This is a genomic window from Pseudomonas sp. CFSAN084952 (assembly GCF_009648855.1).
GTDB lineage: Bacteria > Pseudomonadota > Gammaproteobacteria > Pseudomonadales > Pseudomonadaceae > Aquipseudomonas > Aquipseudomonas paracarnis.
Genome location: NZ_CP045767.1, coordinates 3,529,749 through 3,546,464, shown reverse-complemented (window position 1 = coordinate 3,546,464; position 16,716 = coordinate 3,529,749). Strand labels below are relative to the sequence as shown.

Here is a 16,716-nt window from a genome sequence, read left to right as displayed (position 1 = left end):
GACCGATAAGTTATAAGCCAGATCGCCGCCTTGCCTTTAATCCGGCTTTTTTTGTGCAGCGCCCTGGCCTCGCACCAACGCGCGCAGGGCAAATCGATTGGGGTGGCAAGCCTCGGCCACGCTGGTGGGCACGGGCAGGGGCTCATCACTCAGCCATGCAGCCAGCAGTTCGCCGCACAACGGCGCAGTGATCAGGCCACGCGAGCCATGGCCGCTATTGAGAAACAGCCCCGGCAGCCACGGGCAGGGCGTTTGCGGCACTTGCCGGGCGTCTTTGCCCAGTACCGCATAAGCCTGCTCAAACGCCGCATGGTCAGCCAGTGGCCCAACGATGGGCAGGTAGTCAGGGCTGGTACAACGAAACGCGGCACGGCCCTCCAGCTGTTCGGGTGTCAAGCGATCAGCACCCAGGCGTTGCAGCAGGTCGGTAGAAATCTCACCCAGCATCTGCAGGTTGCCATGGTGTTCGGCGGGCGTGGGCGTGAGGTCTTGATTGTTGAAGTCGAAACTCGCGCCCAAGGTGTGTTCGCCAAGCCGGGCCGGCGCGACGTAGCCTTCGGCACAGACCACCGTGGCCAGCGCTTTACTCGCGCAGGTTTGCGCCAGCCGAGTGATCTGCCCACGGATGCGCTTGAGCGGTATGTCTGCACTGAAGGGGAAACGCTTGATCTCCGCAGCCCCGGCGAGCACCACGACACCGGCGCTGGCCAGTACGCGGTCACCGGCGCGGGCTTGCCATTGGTCGTCGAGCCGGTGCAGTTCCAGTGCCTCGTGGTGGGTGAGCACTTCAATCAGTGGATGTTTGGCCTGCCACTGGCACAGCGCGGGCGGATGCACCCAACCGCCCTGTGGAAAAAACAACCCGCCGTGGGCCAGTTCGATTCCCGCCTTTTGCTGCGCTTGCTCGCGGTCCAGCAGATGCAGCAGGTCCGGAGCAAAGGCGTTTGCCAATTGAGCCTGACGCTGGATCTCTTTGGCGTCAAACGCCAGTTGCAACACGCCACAGCCGTCCCAATCGACACCTCGGTGCAAATGTTCCAGCAGGCGTCGGGTGTGGCCAAAACCGCTGACTATCAGTTGGGACAAGGCCGTGCCATGGGCCGAAAGCTTGAGGTACAACACACCCTGTGGGTTGCCCGAAGCTTCCTGTGCCAGGCCGGCGTGGCGCTCCAGAAGACTGACACGCCAACCCCGGGCGGCCAGGCTGGCGGCAGTCGCGCAACCGGCCAGGCCACCGCCGATGACCAGGGCGTGGCGTTCATCCTTGATGGCGGGTGGTCGGGCGAACCAGGGTTTACGTGGGGCCAGCGCGGGTAAGTCGGCGGGCCAACCGACAAACTCCCCACGCAGGATCTCCCATTTATGGCCGATGCCCGGCGTGCGTTTCATCTTGAACCCGGCGGCATTGATCAGCCGCCTTACCCAGCCGGTGCTGGTGAAGGTGCTGATGGTCGAGCCCGGTGCCGCCAGGCGCGCCAGTTGGGCGAACAGCTCAGCGGTCCACATGTCGGGGTTTTTCGCCGGGGCGAACCCGTCGAGAAACCATGCATCGACCTGGGCGTCCAGTTGCGGCAACTGTTCCAGCGCATCGCCGATCAACAGGGTCAGGGTCACGCGGCCATTGTCCAGTACCAGGCGCTGGAAACCCTGGTGGATGGCAATGTATTGCGTCAGCAGTTGCTCGGCCAAGGGTTGCAGTTCGGGCCAGAGGGCGAGGGCGCGTTGCAGGTCGGCATGGCTGAGGGGGTATTTTTCCACGCTGACAAAGTGCAGCCGCGCACCGGCGACTGCGTGCTGTTCGAACAACTGCCAGGCGCAGAGGAAGTTCAAACCGGTGCCGAAGCCGGTCTCGCCAATCACCAGGCGCCCACCTGTTGGCAAGGCGGCGAAGCGTTCCTGCAAGCGGTTCTGCTCCAGGAACACGTAGCGGGTTTCTTCCAGGCCCGACTGGTCGGAAAAATACACGTCGTCGAATACCCGCGAATGCGGGCGGCCTTGATCATCCCAGTCGAGCTGGGCGTGGGTGATGGGGTTCATGGCGGCTCATAAAATGAAAGCGGGCAAAGACAAGGCGGCCATTCTAGCCGATCAACAGGCGTTGAATTGATCCATGGCAAGGCTGGGGTGTATTTCCTTGCGCGTGTCTTGGCCCAATCCGCTAGTCTTGAGCCATCTTGAAACGGAGCTGCCCATGTTCGAATCCGCCGAAATCGGTCACGCCATCGACAAAGACACCTACGACGCCGAGGTGCCAGCCCTGCGTGAAGCCTTGCTGGAAGTTCAGTACGAGCTGCAACAGCAGAAGCGCTTCCCGGTGATCATCCTCATCAACGGCATCGAGGGCGCGGGCAAGGGTGAAACCGTCAAGCTGCTCAATGAATGGATGGACCCGCGCCTGATCGAAGTGCGCACCTTCGACCAGCAGACCGACGAAGAACTGGCGCGCCCACCGGCCTGGCGCTACTGGCGGCAACTGCCGGCCAAGGGCCGCATGGGCATTTTCTTCGGCAACTGGTACAGCCAGATGCTCCAAGGCCGCGTGCATGGGCAGATCAAGGATGCGCGGCTGGACCAGGCCATTGCCGGCGCCGAACGTCTGGAAAAGATGCTCTGCGATGAAGGTGCGCTGATCTTCAAGTTCTGGTTCCATCTGTCCAAAAAACAGATGAAGGCGCGCCTCAAGGCTTTGGCCGACGACCCGCTGCACAGCTGGCGCATCAGCCCATTGGACTGGCAGCAGTCCAAGACCTACGACAAGTTCGTGCATTTCGGTGAGCGTGTGCTGCGCCGCACCAGCCGCGATTACGCGCCGTGGCATGTGATCGAAGGCGTCGACCCCCATTACCGTGGGCTGACCGTGGGCAAGATCCTGCTCGATGGGCTGCAAAGTGCCCTGAAGCAGGCCAAGGTCAAGGCCAGCGGCATGAACCCGGCGCCGTTGCTTGCCTCGGTGGACCAAAAGAGCCTGCTCGACAGCCTCGACATGACCCTGCGCCTGGACAAGGATGATTACGAAGAACAACTGATTACCGAGCAGGCGCGCTTCTCTGGGCTGATGCGCGACAAACGCATGCGCAAGCACGCGTTGGTGAGTGTATTCGAGGGCAACGACGCGGCAGGCAAGGGCGGGGCGATCCGCCGTGTGGCGGCAGCACTGGACCCACGCCAGTACCACATCGTGCCGATTGCCGCGCCCAGCGAAGACGAACGGGCCCAGCCTTATCTGTGGCGGTTCTGGCAGAAGATCCCGGCGCGCGGCATGTTCACCGTGTTTGACCGTTCTTGGTACGGTCGCGTGCTGGTGGAGCGCATCGAAGGCTTCTGTACCCCAGCGGACTGGATGCGCGCCTATGGCGAGATCAATGACTTCGAAGAGCAACTGCGCGATGCGGGCGTGATCGTGGTCAAGTTCTGGCTGGCCATCGACAAGGAGACGCAGCTGGAACGCTTCCAGGCCCGTGAAGAAATCCCCTTCAAGCGCTTCAAGATTACTGAAGACGACTGGCGCAATCGCGACAAGTGGGACGACTACCGCGCGGCGGTGGGCGACATGGTTGACCGCACCAGCACCGAGGTGGCGCCTTGGACTCTGGTCGAGGCCAACGACAAGCGCTGGGCGCGGGTCAAAGTGCTGCGCACCATCAACCGTGCGCTGGAAGAAGCATTTGATAAAAGCGACAAGCACGACAAGAAGAAAAAGAAATAGCCTGAGGGGCTTACCGTTTCCCACGTCGGTCCATGCTTTTGCATCCACGCAGTGAATGATCATCGCGGTCGGCCAGGCCTGGATCTATCCTCGATCCACAACCACAAGATCGAGGTAGCCCATGCGTGAAGTAGTGATCGTCGACAGCGTGCGAACCGGCCTGGCCAAATCCTTTCGCGGCAAGTTCAACCAGACCCGCCCCGATGACATGGCGGCCCATTGTATCAATGCGCTGCTGGCCCGCAACGGTATCGACCCTGCGACGGTAGAAGACTGCATCGTCGGTGCCGGCTCCAACGAAGGCGCCCAGGGCTATAACATCGGGCGTAACGTGGCGGTGCTCTCGCAACTGGGCACCGGTACGGCGGGCATGACCCTCAACCGCTTCTGTTCGTCGGGCTTGCAGGCGATTGCCATTGCCGCCAACCAGATCGCTTCGGGCTGCAGCGACATCATTGTTGCCGGTGGCGTGGAGTCCATCAGCCTGACCATGAAGAGCGTCAACACCGATAACCTGATCAACCCGCTGCTTAAGGAACAGGTGCCGGGCATTTACTTCCCCATGGGCCAGACCGCCGAAATCGTTGCGCGCCGCTATCACGTCAGCCGCGAAGACCAGGATCTTTACGCGCTGCAAAGCCAGCAGCGCACCGCCCAGGCCCAGGCTGATGGCTTGTTCAACGATGAAATCGTGCCGATGGCGGTCAAGTACAAGGTCGAGGACAAGAACACTGGCACGGTGCAGATCCTGGATGGCGTGGTCGACCGTGACGACTGCAACCGCCCGGACACCACCCTGGCCAGCCTCAGCGGCCTGAAGCCGGTATTTGCCGAGGATGGCTCGGTGACGGCAGGTAACTCCTCGCAGCTTTCCGACGGTGCGTCGATGACCTTGGTGATGAGCCTGGAAAAAGCCTTGGCACTGGGGCTCAAGCCCAAGGCGTTCTTCCGGGGCTTTACCGTGGCCGGTTGCGAACCGGATGAAATGGGCATTGGCCCGGTGTTCTCGGTGCCCAAGTTGCTCAAGGCCAAGGGCTTGCAGGTGGCGGACATCGACGTGTGGGAACTCAATGAGGCCTTTGCTTCCCAGTGCCTTTACGCACGCAATCGCCTGGAGATCGATAATGCCAAATACAATGTCAACGGCGGCTCGATTTCCATCGGGCACCCGTTCGGCATGACCGGCTCGCGGCAGGTGGGGCACCTGGTGCGCGAGCTGCAACGGCGCAACCTGCGTTACGGGATTGTCACCATGTGCGTGGGGGGCGGGATGGGCGCCACCGGACTCTTCGAAGCCGTACGCTGAGTCGGCTTGGAATACGGCCAATGTGGGAGCTGGCTTGCCTACGATAGCGGTGGGCCAGCGACAGATTGGGCACAAATAAACCGCCATCGCAGGCAAGCCAGCTCCCCCATTCAAGACTGTGACGTATCCGAACTCAGTGACTTGCCCCTAGAATGCCTGCTCCACTTCCTCTGGCATCTGGGGCACTCATGCACATCTCTTCCGGCCGCTGGGTCTACGGTTTCTTCCTGACCCTGCTGACCGCGTTTCTGTGGGGCATTCTCCCGATCAAGCTCAAGCAAGTGTTGCAGGTGATGGACCCGATCACTGTGACTTGGTTTCGCCTCATGGTAGCGGGCACGTGCCTGTTCGTTTACCTGGCCGCCACCAAACGCCTGCCCAGCCGCAAAGTGCTTGGCCCCAAGGGTGGGTGGCTGGTGGGCATGGCGGTGTGTGGCCTGGTGGGCAACTACGTGTTGTACCTGGTGGGCCTGAAAATGCTCAGCCCGGGCACGGCGCAGTTGGTGGTGCAGATGGGGCCGATCTTTCTGATGGTAGCCAGTGTGTTTGTGTTCAAGGAGCGCTTCAGCCTGGGGCAGGGAGTGGGGTTGTTGATGCTGATCGCAGGCTTTGGTTTGTTCTTCAACCAACGTCTGGTGGAATTGCTGACGTCCATGGGCACCTACACCGCCGGTGTGCTGACGATCCTGCTCGCCACCACCATCTGGGTGTTCTATGCACTGGGTCAGAAGCAGTTGCTGACGGTGTGGAATTCGCTGCAGGTGATGATGGTGATCTATCTGTCGTGCGCGCTGTTGCTCACCCCTTGGGCACATCCGCTGGAGGCGTTGCAGTTGAGCCCGCTGCAAGGCTGGCTGCTGCTGGCGTGCTGCATGAATACGCTGGTGGCCTACGGCGCATTTGCCGAAGCCCTGGCGCATTGGGAAGCTTCGCGGGTCAGTGCAACCCTGGCGTTGACGCCCCTGGTGACCTTCGTAGCCGTGGCGGTAGCGGCGTGGCTATGGCCGGACTATGTGCAAGCCGAAGAGATCAATGCCTTGGGGTATGTGGGGGCGCTAGTGGTGGTGACGGGCTCGGCGATGGTGGCGCTGGCGCCTTCGCTGCTCGCCGGGCTCAGGGCCCGGCGGCTGCGGATGTCGGTTTAAGCGCCGAGCATGTTTTCCGGGCGCACCCATTGGTCAAACTCGGCATCGGTGAGGTAGCCCAGCTCCAGTGCAGCCTCACGCAGTGTCAGCCCTTCGGCGTAAGCCTTCTTGGCGATTTCGGCTGACTTGTCGTAGCCGATATGCGGGTTGAGGGCGGTGACCAGCATCAGCCCGCGTTCCAGGTGCTGGGCCATTTGCTCGGCGTCGGGTTCGAGGCCGGCAATGCAATGCTCCTGGAAATTGTTGCAGCCATCGGCCAGCAGGCGGATCGACTCCAGCAGGTTGTGGATGATCACCGGCTTGTACACGTTCAACTGCAAGTGCCCTTGGCTGGCGGCCATGCCGATGGTCACGTCGTTGCCCAGTACCTGGCAGGCCAGCATCGACAGCGCTTCGCACTGGGTCGGATTGACCTTGCCGGGCATGATCGAACTGCCCGGTTCGTTGGCCGGCAACTTGACTTCGGCCAGCCCGGCGCGAGGGCCCGAACCCAGCAGGCGCAGGTCGTTGGCGATTTTTATCAGCGCCACGGCCAGGGTTTTCAGCGCGCCGTGCAGGGTCACCAGCGGCTCATGGCCGGAGAGGGCGGCGAATTTGTTCGGCGCGGTCACAAAGGGTAAACCTGACAACGCGGCCAGTTCGGAAGCAATCGCCTCGCCAAAGCCATGAGGGGCATTGAGGCCGGTGCCGACGGCAGTGCCGCCCTGGGCCAGCTCGCACACCGCGGGCAGGGCGCTGCGGATCGCACGCTCGGCGTAATCGAGCTGGGCGATAAACGCCGAAAGCTCCTGGCCGAAGGTGATCGGCGTGGCATCCATCATGTGGGTACGGCCGGTCTTGACCAGCTTCATATGCCGCGCGGCCAATTCCGCCAGGCCACCGGACAAGGTGGCGATCGCCGGCAGCAGTTGCTTGTTCACCGCTTGCACCGCAGCAATGCTCATGGCAGTAGGGAAGCAGTCGTTGGAACTCTGGGAACGGTTGACGTGATCGTTGGGGTGCACCGGGCTCTTGCCGCCGCGGTTGTTGCCGGCCAGTTCGTTGGCGCGGCCAGCGATCACTTCGTTGGCGTTCATGTTGCTCTGGGTGCCACTGCCGGTCTGCCAGACCACCAGCGGGAACTGGTCGTCGTGCTGGCCGTCCAGAACCTCGTCGGCAGCTTGCTCGATCAGGCGGGCAATATCGGCGGGCAGGTCGCCGTTACGGTCGTTGACCCGTGCCGCAGCCTTCTTGATCAAGGCCAAGGCATGCAATACCGCCAGCGGCATGCGCTGTTCGCCAATCGCGAAATTGACCAGCGAACGTTGGGTTTGCGCACCCCAATAGGCGTCATCAGGGACCTGTACTTCCCCCAGGCTGTCGGTTTCGATACGGCTCATCGGTCACCCTCCTTATCCAGTCGTGATTGGTCAGTTTAGGCCCTGGCGGCCAGCGTGGGTTCCCTAAAAGCGCATTTGTGCCCTCGCGCCCCGTGAAACCAGGGCTTGCCGAGGGGTGGGGTTGAGCCGCGAGGTTTTTTAGGCGCAGAATGGTCGCCCTTGGGGTCTTACCTCGCCTGCTAGAAAAGGAAACTCGATGACTCGTCTTCGTGCCATCTGTACCGCGGTTGCTCTGGTTTGCGCCAGCGGCCAGGTTCTTGCCGATACCGCCAGCCACAACGCCAGTGCCGAAGCCTTCCTTACCCTGGCCCATGCTGACAAGCTGGGGACCCCGGTGTACATGCAAGTGCAGCAAATGTTCGCCCAGCGTTTCGAACAGACCAAGGCGCCTGCCGCCAAGCAGTCCGTACTGGACAGCTACCAGGCCAAGGCCAACGCCGCTCTGGACCAGGCCATCGGCTGGCCGAAGCTCAAGCCCGACATGGTCAAGCTCTACACCACCAACTTCAGCGAATCCGAGCTCAAGGACCTGGTAGCGTTCTACCAGTCGCCACTTGGCAAGAAAGTCCTGGAAAAAATGCCCCAGCTGACCCAGCAATCGGCCCAGATGACCCAGGCCAAGCTGGAAAGCGCCGTACCGGTGGTGAACAAGCTGTTGGAAGACATGACCAACGAGCTGGCGCCAAAAGCCGCCGCACCGGCCAAGAAGAAGTAAGCAGGAATGACCATGCAACAGCGTATCGAAACGGCCCTTGCCGCCCTGGTCCCGGAGCATTTGAGCGTGCTGGATGAAAGCCACATGCACAGTCGTGGGTTGCAGACCCACTTCAAGGCCGTGCTGGTCAGCCAGCAGTTCGAGGGGCTTAACCGCGTCAAGCGCCACCAGAAGGTCTACGCCACCCTGGGTAGCCTGATGAGCGAATTTCATGCGCTGGCGCTGCATACCTATACGCCCGAAGAATGGGCGACAATCGACGCAGCCCCGGCCTCGCCGACCTGCGCCGGCGGACATTGATGGGGTAACCCTGATAGAATCCGCAACGCGCCGCTTAGCCGGCGCGTTTTTTTTGCATCCGGTTCACCCCTTACGAGGGTAGCCACCTGGAGATAACACCCATGACTCAACCGATTGTCGTGGCGGCACTGTACAAGTTCGTCACCCTCGAAGATTACGTCGCCCTGCGCGAGCCCCTGTTGCAGGCGATGGTCGATAACGGCATCAAAGGCACCTTGCTGATCGCCGAAGAAGGCATCAACGGCACCGTTTCCGGCAGCCGCGAAGGCATTGACGGCCTGATGGCCTGGCTCAAGAAAGATCCACGCATGGTCGACATCGACCACAAAGAGTCTTACTGCGACGACCAGCCGTTCTACCGCACCAAGGTCAAACTCAAGAAAGAGATCGTGACCCTGGGTGTCGAAGGCGTGGACCCGAACAAAAAGGTGGGTACTTACGTCGACCCGCAGGATTGGAACGCGCTGATCAGCGACCCGGAAGTATTGTTGATCGACACCCGTAACGACTACGAAGTGTCCATCGGCACCTTTGAAGGCGCAATCGACCCGAAAACCACCAGTTTTCGCGAATTTCCCGACTACATCAAAGCCAACTTCGACCCGGCCAAGCACAAGAAGGTCGCCATGTTCTGCACTGGCGGCATTCGCTGTGAGAAGGCGTCGAGCTACATGCTCAGCGAAGGCTTCGATGAGGTCTACCACCTCAAGGGCGGTATCCTGAAGTACCTCGAAGAGGTGCCCCAGGAAGAAACCAAATGGCAGGGCGACTGCTTTGTGTTCGACAATCGCGTGACCGTGCGCCACGACTTGAGCGAAGGCGACTACGATCAATGTCATGCCTGTCGCACACCGGTGAGCGTAGAAGACCGCGCCTCCGAGCATTATGTGGCCGGCATCAGTTGCCCCCATTGCTGGGATAAGCTGCCGGAGAAGACCCGTCGCAGTGCGATCGACCGCCAGAAGCAGATCGAACTGGCCAAGGCCCGCAACATGCCGCACCCGATTGGTTACAACTACAAGCAAACCCCTTCCGAGGCCTGAGCCATGTCTGCGCGCCTGCTCTATGTAATGGACCCGATGTGTTCCTGGTGCTGGGGCTTTGCCCCGGTGGCACAAGCGCTGGTGGAGCAGGCCCAGGCGGCCGGCGTGGACGTGCACCTGGTGGTGGGCGGCTTGCGCACCGGCAGCGGCGCGGCGCTGGAGCCGACGACCCGGCGCTACATCCTTGAACACTGGCAGGCCGTCACCGACGCCACCGGCCAGCCGTTCAAGCGAGAAGGCGCATTGCCCGACGGGTTTGTCTATGACACCGAGCCTGCGTGCCGCGCTATCGTCACCGCACGCAGCCTGGCGCCGGATTGCGCCTGGACGCTGCTGGGGCTGATCCAGCGCGCGTTCTATGTCGAAGGCCGGGACGTGACGCTCGCCCCTGTGCTGGTGGAGCTGGCCGAACAGGCCGGTATTCCACGTATCGAGTTTGCCGGCGAGTTCGACCGTGCCGATCAGCACGCGGCCACGGCGGCCGATTTCACCTGGGTGCAGGACCTGGGCATTGCCGGGTTTCCGACCCTGCTGGCCGAGCGCAACGGCCAGTTGGCTTTGCTGACCAATGGTTACCAGCCGCTGTCCGAGCTGTCGCCGTTACTCGCTCGATGGTTGGAGCGAGCTGCCTGTGTATGAACAGCCTCCACGCACCGACCGCCTGACCTGGGCGGAAATTCGCCGCCTGGCCCTGCGTCACAAAAAATCCCTGTGGGTCGCCAACGGTGTCGCCGTGCTCGCCACCCTGTGCAGCGTGCCTATCCCGCTGTTGTTGCCGTTGCTGGTCGACGAAGTGCTACTGGGCCATGGCGATGCCGCCCTCAAGGTGATGAACCACGCGTTGCCCCTGGGCTGGCAAAAAGCGGCTGGCTATATCGGCCTGATGCTCTTGGTCACCCTGGCCCTGCGTTGCGGCGCGTTGGTGTTCAACGTGGTGCAGGCGCGGCTGTTTGCGCGCTTGGCCAAGGACATCGTGTACCGCATCCGCGTGCGCCTGATCGAGCGTCTCAAGCGCATCTCCCTGGGTGAGTACGAAAGCCTGGGCAGCGGTACGGTCACCACCCACTTGGTGACCGACCTGGACACCCTGGACAAATTCGTCGGCGAAACCCTCAGCCGCTTCCTGGTGGCGATGCTGACCCTGGTCGGCACCTCGGCGATCCTGGTGTGGATGCATTGGCAACTGGCGTTGTTGATCCTGTTGTTCAACCCATTGGTGATCTACGCCACGGTGCAGTTGGGCAAGCGCGTCAAGCACCTCAAGAAGCTGGAAAACGACAGCACCTCACGCTTTACCCAGGCGCTGACTGAAACCCTGGATGCCATCCAGGAAGTGCGCGCCGGTAACCGCCAGGGCTTTTTCCTCGGGCGCCTGGGCCAGCGTGCCCAGGAAGTGCGTGACTACGCCATTCATTCCCAGTGGAAAACCGACGCGTCGAGCCGCGCCAGTGGCTTGCTGTTCCAGTTCGGTATCGACATCTTCCGCGCCGCGGCCATGCTCACCGTGCTGTTTTCCGACCTGTCCATCGGCCAGATGCTCGCAGTGTTCAGTTACCTGTGGTTCATGATTGGCCCGGTGGAACAACTGCTGAACCTGCAATACGCCTATTACGCGGCGGGCGGCGCGCTGTCGCGCATCAACGAGCTGCTGGCGCGTGCCGATGAGCCGCAATACCCAGGCGGCGCAGACCCGTTCAGCGGGCGCGAGACGGTCGGCATCGAAGTGCGTGGCCTCGACTTCGGCTACGGCGAAGAGCTGGTACTCAACCAGTTGAACCTGGCCATCGCACCGGGTGAAAAGGTGGCAATTGTCGGCGCCAGCGGCGGCGGTAAAAGCACCCTGGTGCAACTGTTGCTGGGGCTCTACACGCCGCAGGCCGGCAGCATTCGTTTTGGCACTGCCACCCAGCAGGAGATCGGCCTGGAGACCATCCGCGAAAACGTCGCGGTGGTGCTGCAACATCCTGCGCTGTTCAACGATACCGTGCGCGCCAACCTGACCATGGGCCGCACCCGCACCGATCAAGCCTGCTGGCAGGCGCTGGAAATCGCCCAACTGGATGCTACTGTCAAGGCATTGCCCTTGGGCCTGGACAGCGTGGTCGGGCGTTCGGGGGTGCGCTTTTCCGGTGGCCAGCGGCAACGCCTGGCCATTGCCCGCATGGTGCTCGCCGAGCCTAAAGTGGTGATTCTGGACGAGGCCACCTCCGCATTGGACGCGGCGACCGAGTACAACCTGCACCAGGCACTGGCGCGGTTTCTCAGCGGGCGTACTACACTCATCATCGCCCACCGGCTGTCTGCGGTGAAGCAGGCTGACCGAGTGCTGGTGTTCGATGGCGGGCACATCGCCGAGGACGGCGACCATCAGCAGTTGATTGCCGATGGCGGGCTGTACGCCAAACTGTACGGACACTTGCAACAAGTGCGTTGATTTAGCTTAGGCTGTGCTATCGGGAGCGGATTTTCGCGTGCGTATCAAGCTGTGCATGTGTAAGGGACTTCATGAAGCAAAAGCGGACTCTCGGAACGCCACGCCTGCTGGGTATTGTCTGGCCCTTTATCGCCGTCGTGTTGTTCCAGGCATTGTTAGGCTGCGTCAGTCTCTACGTGCTTTCGGCAGTGCGGGGCTATGTGGCGGGCGAAAGCCTGTGGTCCAAGGGCCAGAAGGATGCCATCTACTACCTGACCCTCTACGCCGATAACCGCAACGACGCCACCTACCTCAAATACCAGCAGGCCATTGCCGTGCCCCAGGGTGGGCATGAATTGCGCATTGCTCTGGACCGTCCCACCCCCGATACGGACGCGGCCCGCTTGGGCATTCTCAAGGGCGGTAATCATCCGGACGACGTTTCCAGCCTGATCTGGCTATACCTCAACTTCCGTCATTTCAGCTACCTGGAAAAAGCCATTGAGCTGTGGACGGTGGGCGACGGCTACCTCGTGCAGCTCGATGAGCTGGCTCAGGAGATGCACGGCGCCATTACCTCCGGCTACGTCAGCAGTGACGATGTCCATCATTGGAAGGCGCGCATCACGGCCATCAATGAAGGGGTGACGCCCGCTGCCAAGGCGTTCAGCGATGCCCTGGGCGAAGGTTCGCGGATGATCCTGCGCCTGTTGTTGATCACCAACCTGGCGACTGCCTTGGGCCTGATCGTGTTGGCGCTGCTGCGCACCCACAAGCTGCTGGCCCAGCGTCATGCCTTTGCCGATGCGCTGCAAGCGGAGAAGGAGCGGGCGCAGATCACATTGGAGTCGATTGGCGACGGGGTGATTACCACCGACGTCGACGGGGCCATTGCCTATATGAACCCTGCAGCCGAAGCGTTGACCCACTGGCGCTCGGAGCAAGCCCAGGGCCTGCCGCTGGCGGCGCTGTTCAAGCTTTTGAATGAAAACGCCGAGCCCGACGGTTTCACACTGATTGAACACATCGTCAAAGGCCAGTTCAGCGGCGGCAGCGAGCATTCCAAGCTGATCCAGCGCCTGGACGGCAGCACCGTCTCGGTCACCCTGGTGGGCGCGCCGATCCGCAGTGCCGGCAAGGTCAGCGGTGCGGTCCTGGTGCTGCATGACATGACCCAGGAACGCCAGTACATCGCCAACCTTTCCTGGCAGGCCACCCACGACGCGTTGACTGGCCTGGCTAACCGTCGCGAGTTCGAGTTCCGCCTTGAACAGGTGCTGCAACAGGTCGCGCGCCAGCAAAGTGGGCGACATGCCTTGATGTTCCTCGACCTCGACCAGTTCAAGCTGGTCAATGACACCTGTGGCCATGCCGCGGGCGATGAACTGCTGCGCCACATCTGCGCGTTGCTGCAGTCGGACCTGCGCGAGGGCGACACCCTGGCTCGGTTGGGCGGCGACGAGTTTGGTATCCTGCTGGAGAACTGCCCGGCGCCGGTGGCGGAAAAAATCGCCGAGAGCCTGCGCCACACTGTGCAGAACTTGCACTTCGTGTGGAAGGGTCGGCCCTTCATGACCACCGTCAGCATCGGCCTGGTGCATATCTCGCAAACCCCGACCACCCTGGAAACCTCCCTGCGTGCCGCCGACATGGCGTGCTACATGGCCAAGGAAAAGGGGCGCAACCGGGTGCAGGTCTACCATGTCGACGACTCGGAGTTGTCTCTGCGGTTTGGCGAGATGGCCTGGGTACAGCGGCTGCATATTGCGCTTGAGGAAGACCGCTTTTGCCTTTACGCCCAGGAAATTGCGCCTTTGGGCCCTACCGACGCCGGCAGTGGGCACATCGAAATTCTCCTGCGCCTGCATGACGAAGCGGGGCGGATCATTTTGCCCAACAGTTTTATTCCGGCGGCCGAACGCTACGGGTTGATGACGTCCCTGGATCGTTGGGTAGTGGAAAACGTATTCAAGATTATCGCCCGTTGCATGCATGAGCGCCCGGGCCGCCCCATGGCCATGTGTGCGATTAATCTGTCAGGCATAACCATTGGCGATGATGACTTTTTAGGTTTTTTGCGTCAGAAATTCGATACTTACAACATTCCACCGGAAATGATTTGTTTTGAAATAACTGAAACCAGCGCTATAGCCAATTTGGGCAGCGCGATTCGGTTTATTAATGAACTCAAAGCGTTAGGGTGCCATTTCTCACTCGATGATTTTTGCGCCGGAATGTCCTCATTCGCATATTTGAAACATTTACCTGTAGACTTCCTGAAGATCGATGGAAGTTTCGTAAAGGATATGCTGGACGACCCGATTAACCGCGCCATGGTCGAAGTGATCAACCACATCGGCCACGTCATGGGTAAGCGCACGATTGCCGAGTTTGTTGAAACACCCCAGATCGAACAGGCTTTACTTGAGATAGGTGTGGATTACGCTCAGGGCTACCTGATTGAACGCCCGCAATTGTTTACCTTTGATAGCTTGCAGTGCCGACCTGAGCGGCCGCAGCCACTGTTATTCAAGGCGCCCGGCACTTTCCGCTGAAACATTTGCTGGTCTGTACAATCACACTTGAAAAGGAGCCCCACAGTGATCGACACATTCAACAGAACCGGCCCGCTTATGGAAGCCTCCAGTTACCCCGCCTGGGCGCAGCAATTGATCCAGGACTGTAGCGAGAGCAAGCGTCGGGTTGTCGAGCACGAACTGTATCAGCGCATGCGTGACAACGCCCTCAGCGCCAAGACCATGCGCCACTACCTGATTGGTGGTTGGCCGGTGGTGGAACAGTTTGCCTTGTACATGGCGCAGAACCTGACCAAGACCAAGTTTGCCCGTCATCCTGGGGAGGATATGGCGCGCCGTTGGCTCATGCGCAATATCCGCGTGGAGCTCAACCATGCCGACTATTGGGTCAATTGGGCGCGGGCTCACGGCGTCAGCCTTGAAGAACTGCAAGCGCAGGAGGTGCCGCCTGAGTTGCACGCCCTGAGTCATTGGTGCTGGCACACCAGCTCGGCGGATGCGTTGATCGTCGCGATTGCCGCCACCAACTACGCGATCGAGGGGGCGACGGGGGAGTGGTCCGCCGTGGTCTGCTCTACCGGTGTGTATGCTGCCGCCTTCCCTGAGGAAGATCGCAAGCGGGCGATGAAGTGGCTGAAGATGCACGCCCAGTACGATGACGCCCACCCTTGGGAAGCCCTGGAAATCATCTGCACGCTGGCCGGGACCAACCCGAGCAAGGCCCTGCAGGAAGAGTTGCGCCAGGCGGTATGCAAGAGCTACGACTACATGCACTTGTTCCTGGAAAGCTGCATGCGTCTAGAGCATACAGAGAAAGACAAGGCGCCAGCCGTTCGCGAGCGCCCTGTGCGCATCGCCAGCGAGGCGTAGCGGTAACTGTGGCGAGGGAGCAATCTCCCTCGCCACAATTGACTTTACCCCGCCATCGCCAAGCGGTTACGACCTTCGCGCTTGGCCACATACAACGCATTGTCGGCCCGACGCAGCAGGCTTTCAGCCGACTCGGCCGCCAGCAGCGTCGAGCAGCCGAGGCTCACGGTCAGTTCTATTCGCGTGCCCTCCACCCAGTAGTCCTGGGCTTGTGCCGCCTGGCGCAGGCGCTCTCCCACCATCCTCGCGGCATCGCGACCGGTGTTGGACAGCAGGATCAAAAACTCCTCCCCGCCAAACCGGAACACCATGTCCACGTTGCGCAGCTGGCGTTTGATCGCTCCGGCCACGGCGCGCAGCACGCTGTCGCCCGCGGCATGCCCATGGGTGTCGTTGATTTTCTTGAAGTGGTCGATGTCCAGCATCAACAACGACAGCGGGTGCAAATGCCGGCGTGCCATGTCGATTTCTCTCTGCAGCGTCTGGTCCATGGCCACACGGTTGCCGGTTTCGGTCAACGGGTCACGCAGGGCGCTGCGGGTGGCGGCGCGGTAGAGCAGGGCGTTGCGCATCGGATAAAGCAAGGTCACCAGCAGGAGTTCGAGCTGGCTCAGTTCTTCTTCAAGCAACCGCTGGTTGCGACGAAAGACCAGTTCCCCCAGGTGCTCGCCTTCATGGCTCAGGGTGTAGCTGACGGAGTGATGACCCCGGTGGCCAAACTCCAGGCGCAGGTCGCTGGCGGCGTGACGGTATTGCAACGCGTCCAGCGGCACCAGGCGCTGAACCTCACGAAAGAACAGGCCCAGGATGCGCTCCGGCTCCAGGCTGGTCTGCAACTGCTGGTTCAGTTGCTGGCGAAGTTCGGCAAGGGTGGCGGGGCGACGTGGGCGTAAGGATGGCTGGCCAAATCCCAGGCGTTGCAATTTGGCACTGTCAAAGTCAATTGCGTTGGTCTGGGTGGGGGTTTTCATAAGCGGGTGGCCTCTAAGCACTGGGCTGTCTTACAGGCGGGATGAGAGTGGCGAGTGCCAAGCGTCTTACTGATCCTTCAGTTCCGTAAAACATTGGAAACAGTTTAAACCGCTTTTCTTTGGGTTATAACCCCGGGGCACTGCCGCACGTCTTGTCATCGCCGAACCTGCTTGAACAGTACTGGAGCGAGATTCATGCCAAGTGTATTTGGTTGGTAAAAATCCTTATAAATCAATTAACTAATTTTTAAGTAAGAAAAGTCTGTTAAAGCATGGCGCCAGTTATTTGGCTGATTGGGGCCGGCATTACTGCCGGCCCGGTTAACCTTAC

At 60.9% G+C, this 16,716-nt stretch carries 13 protein-coding genes; 10 read left to right on the top strand and 3 right to left on the bottom strand.

The window, feature by feature from the left end:
• Window positions 1–36 precede the first annotated feature (36 nt).
• Window positions 37–2,037 (bottom strand): bifunctional tRNA (5-methylaminomethyl-2-thiouridine)(34)-methyltransferase MnmD/FAD-dependent 5-carboxymethylaminomethyl-2-thiouridine(34) oxidoreductase MnmC, encoded by a 2,001-nt coding sequence (gene mnmC / locus GH769_RS16050; protein ID WP_032903732.1) that lies wholly within the window; start codon window positions 2,035–2,037, stop codon window positions 37–39.
• Between the two features lie 154 nt (window positions 2,038–2,191).
• Between mnmC and pap the strand changes: the two genes are divergently transcribed.
• From pap to GH769_RS16035, 3 genes are all read left to right on the top strand, one after another.
• Complete coding sequence (gene pap / locus GH769_RS16045; protein WP_014719262.1) at window positions 2,192–3,706, top strand: polyphosphate:AMP phosphotransferase; 1,515 nt, start codon at window positions 2,192–2,194, stop codon at window positions 3,704–3,706.
• A 121-nt stretch (window positions 3,707–3,827) separates the two neighbouring features.
• Complete coding sequence (locus GH769_RS16040; protein WP_153649863.1) at window positions 3,828–5,012, top strand: thiolase family protein; 1,185 nt, start codon at window positions 3,828–3,830, stop codon at window positions 5,010–5,012.
• A 188-nt stretch (window positions 5,013–5,200) separates the two neighbouring features.
• Window positions 5,201–6,157, top strand: coding sequence for a DMT family transporter (locus tag GH769_RS16035; protein WP_153649862.1), 957 nt, complete (start codon window positions 5,201–5,203; stop codon window positions 6,155–6,157).
• Here the strand turns inward: GH769_RS16035 and GH769_RS16030 are convergent.
• A complete protein-coding gene (locus GH769_RS16030; RefSeq protein WP_153649861.1) occupies window positions 6,154–7,536 on the bottom strand; it encodes a class II fumarate hydratase in 1,383 nt (460 codons plus the stop codon). The two genes, GH769_RS16035 and GH769_RS16030, sit on opposite strands and share 4 nt — an antisense overlap.
• A 196-nt stretch (window positions 7,537–7,732) precedes the next feature.
• On the opposite strand from GH769_RS16030, the gene GH769_RS16025 reads away from it, so the two are divergent.
• The 7 genes from GH769_RS16025 to GH769_RS15995 all read left to right on the top strand — a co-directional run bounded on the left by GH769_RS16025 (window position 7,733) and on the right by GH769_RS15995 (window position 15,414).
• On the top strand, window positions 7,733–8,251 hold the full coding sequence (locus GH769_RS16025) for a DUF2059 domain-containing protein (protein WP_014719258.1): 519 nt from the start codon (window positions 7,733–7,735) through the stop codon (window positions 8,249–8,251).
• 6 nt (window positions 8,252–8,257) lie between these two features.
• On the top strand, window positions 8,258–8,551 hold the full coding sequence (locus GH769_RS16020) for a BolA family transcriptional regulator (protein WP_020302252.1): 294 nt from the start codon (window positions 8,258–8,260) through the stop codon (window positions 8,549–8,551).
• A gap of 101 nt (window positions 8,552–8,652) precedes the next feature.
• A complete protein-coding gene (locus GH769_RS16015) occupies window positions 8,653–9,594 on the top strand; it encodes a rhodanese-related sulfurtransferase (RefSeq protein WP_014719256.1) in 942 nt (313 codons plus the stop codon).
• 3 nt (window positions 9,595–9,597) lie between these two features.
• Window positions 9,598–10,233: a DsbA family protein gene (locus GH769_RS16010; RefSeq protein ID WP_014719255.1), complete on the top strand. Its 636-nt coding sequence runs from the start codon at window positions 9,598–9,600 to the stop codon at window positions 10,231–10,233.
• Entirely contained in the window at window positions 10,226–12,028 is a 1,803-nt protein-coding gene (locus tag GH769_RS16005; RefSeq protein WP_019817586.1) for an ABC transporter ATP-binding protein, read from the top strand. The genes GH769_RS16010 and GH769_RS16005 overlap by 8 nt, the downstream gene beginning before the upstream one ends.
• Before the next feature lie 71 nt (window positions 12,029–12,099).
• A complete protein-coding gene (locus GH769_RS16000; RefSeq protein ID WP_020302253.1) occupies window positions 12,100–14,562 on the top strand; it encodes an EAL domain-containing protein in 2,463 nt (820 codons plus the stop codon).
• A gap of 78 nt (window positions 14,563–14,640) precedes the next feature.
• Complete coding sequence (locus tag GH769_RS15995; protein ID WP_178122936.1) at window positions 14,641–15,414, top strand: TenA family transcriptional regulator; 774 nt, start codon at window positions 14,641–14,643, stop codon at window positions 15,412–15,414.
• Between the two features lie 44 nt (window positions 15,415–15,458).
• On the opposite strand, the gene GH769_RS15990 is transcribed toward GH769_RS15995, so the two are convergent.
• Complete coding sequence (locus tag GH769_RS15990) at window positions 15,459–16,385, bottom strand: GGDEF domain-containing protein (protein WP_014719251.1); 927 nt, start codon at window positions 16,383–16,385, stop codon at window positions 15,459–15,461.
• Window positions 16,386–16,716 lie beyond the last annotated feature (331 nt).

Excerpts from the sequence above, each read along its gene's own strand:
- GH769_RS16025 (WP_014719258.1), top strand. The coding sequence starts at position 7,733 with ATGACTCGTCTTCGTGCCATCTGTACCGCGGTTGCTCTGGTTTGCGCC.
- mnmC (WP_032903732.1), bottom strand. The coding sequence starts at position 2,037 with ATGAACCCCATCACCCACGCCCAGCTCGACTGGGATGATCAAGGCCGC.
- GH769_RS15990 (WP_014719251.1), bottom strand. The coding sequence starts at position 16,385 with ATGAAAACCCCCACCCAGACCAACGCAATTGACTTTGACAGTGCCAAA.
- GH769_RS16030 (WP_153649861.1), bottom strand. The coding sequence starts at position 7,536 with ATGAGCCGTATCGAAACCGACAGCCTGGGGGAAGTACAGGTCCCTGAT.
- GH769_RS15995 (WP_178122936.1), top strand. The coding sequence starts at position 14,641 with ATGGAAGCCTCCAGTTACCCCGCCTGGGCGCAGCAATTGATCCAGGAC.
- GH769_RS16040 (WP_153649863.1), top strand. The coding sequence starts at position 3,828 with ATGCGTGAAGTAGTGATCGTCGACAGCGTGCGAACCGGCCTGGCCAAA.
- GH769_RS16020 (WP_020302252.1), top strand. The coding sequence starts at position 8,258 with ATGACCATGCAACAGCGTATCGAAACGGCCCTTGCCGCCCTGGTCCCG.
- GH769_RS16015 (WP_014719256.1), top strand. The coding sequence starts at position 8,653 with ATGACTCAACCGATTGTCGTGGCGGCACTGTACAAGTTCGTCACCCTC.
- GH769_RS16010 (WP_014719255.1), top strand. The coding sequence starts at position 9,598 with ATGTCTGCGCGCCTGCTCTATGTAATGGACCCGATGTGTTCCTGGTGC.
- pap (WP_014719262.1), top strand. The coding sequence starts at position 2,192 with ATGTTCGAATCCGCCGAAATCGGTCACGCCATCGACAAAGACACCTAC.
- GH769_RS16000 (WP_020302253.1), top strand. The coding sequence starts at position 12,100 with ATGAAGCAAAAGCGGACTCTCGGAACGCCACGCCTGCTGGGTATTGTC.
- GH769_RS16035 (WP_153649862.1), top strand. The coding sequence starts at position 5,201 with ATGCACATCTCTTCCGGCCGCTGGGTCTACGGTTTCTTCCTGACCCTG.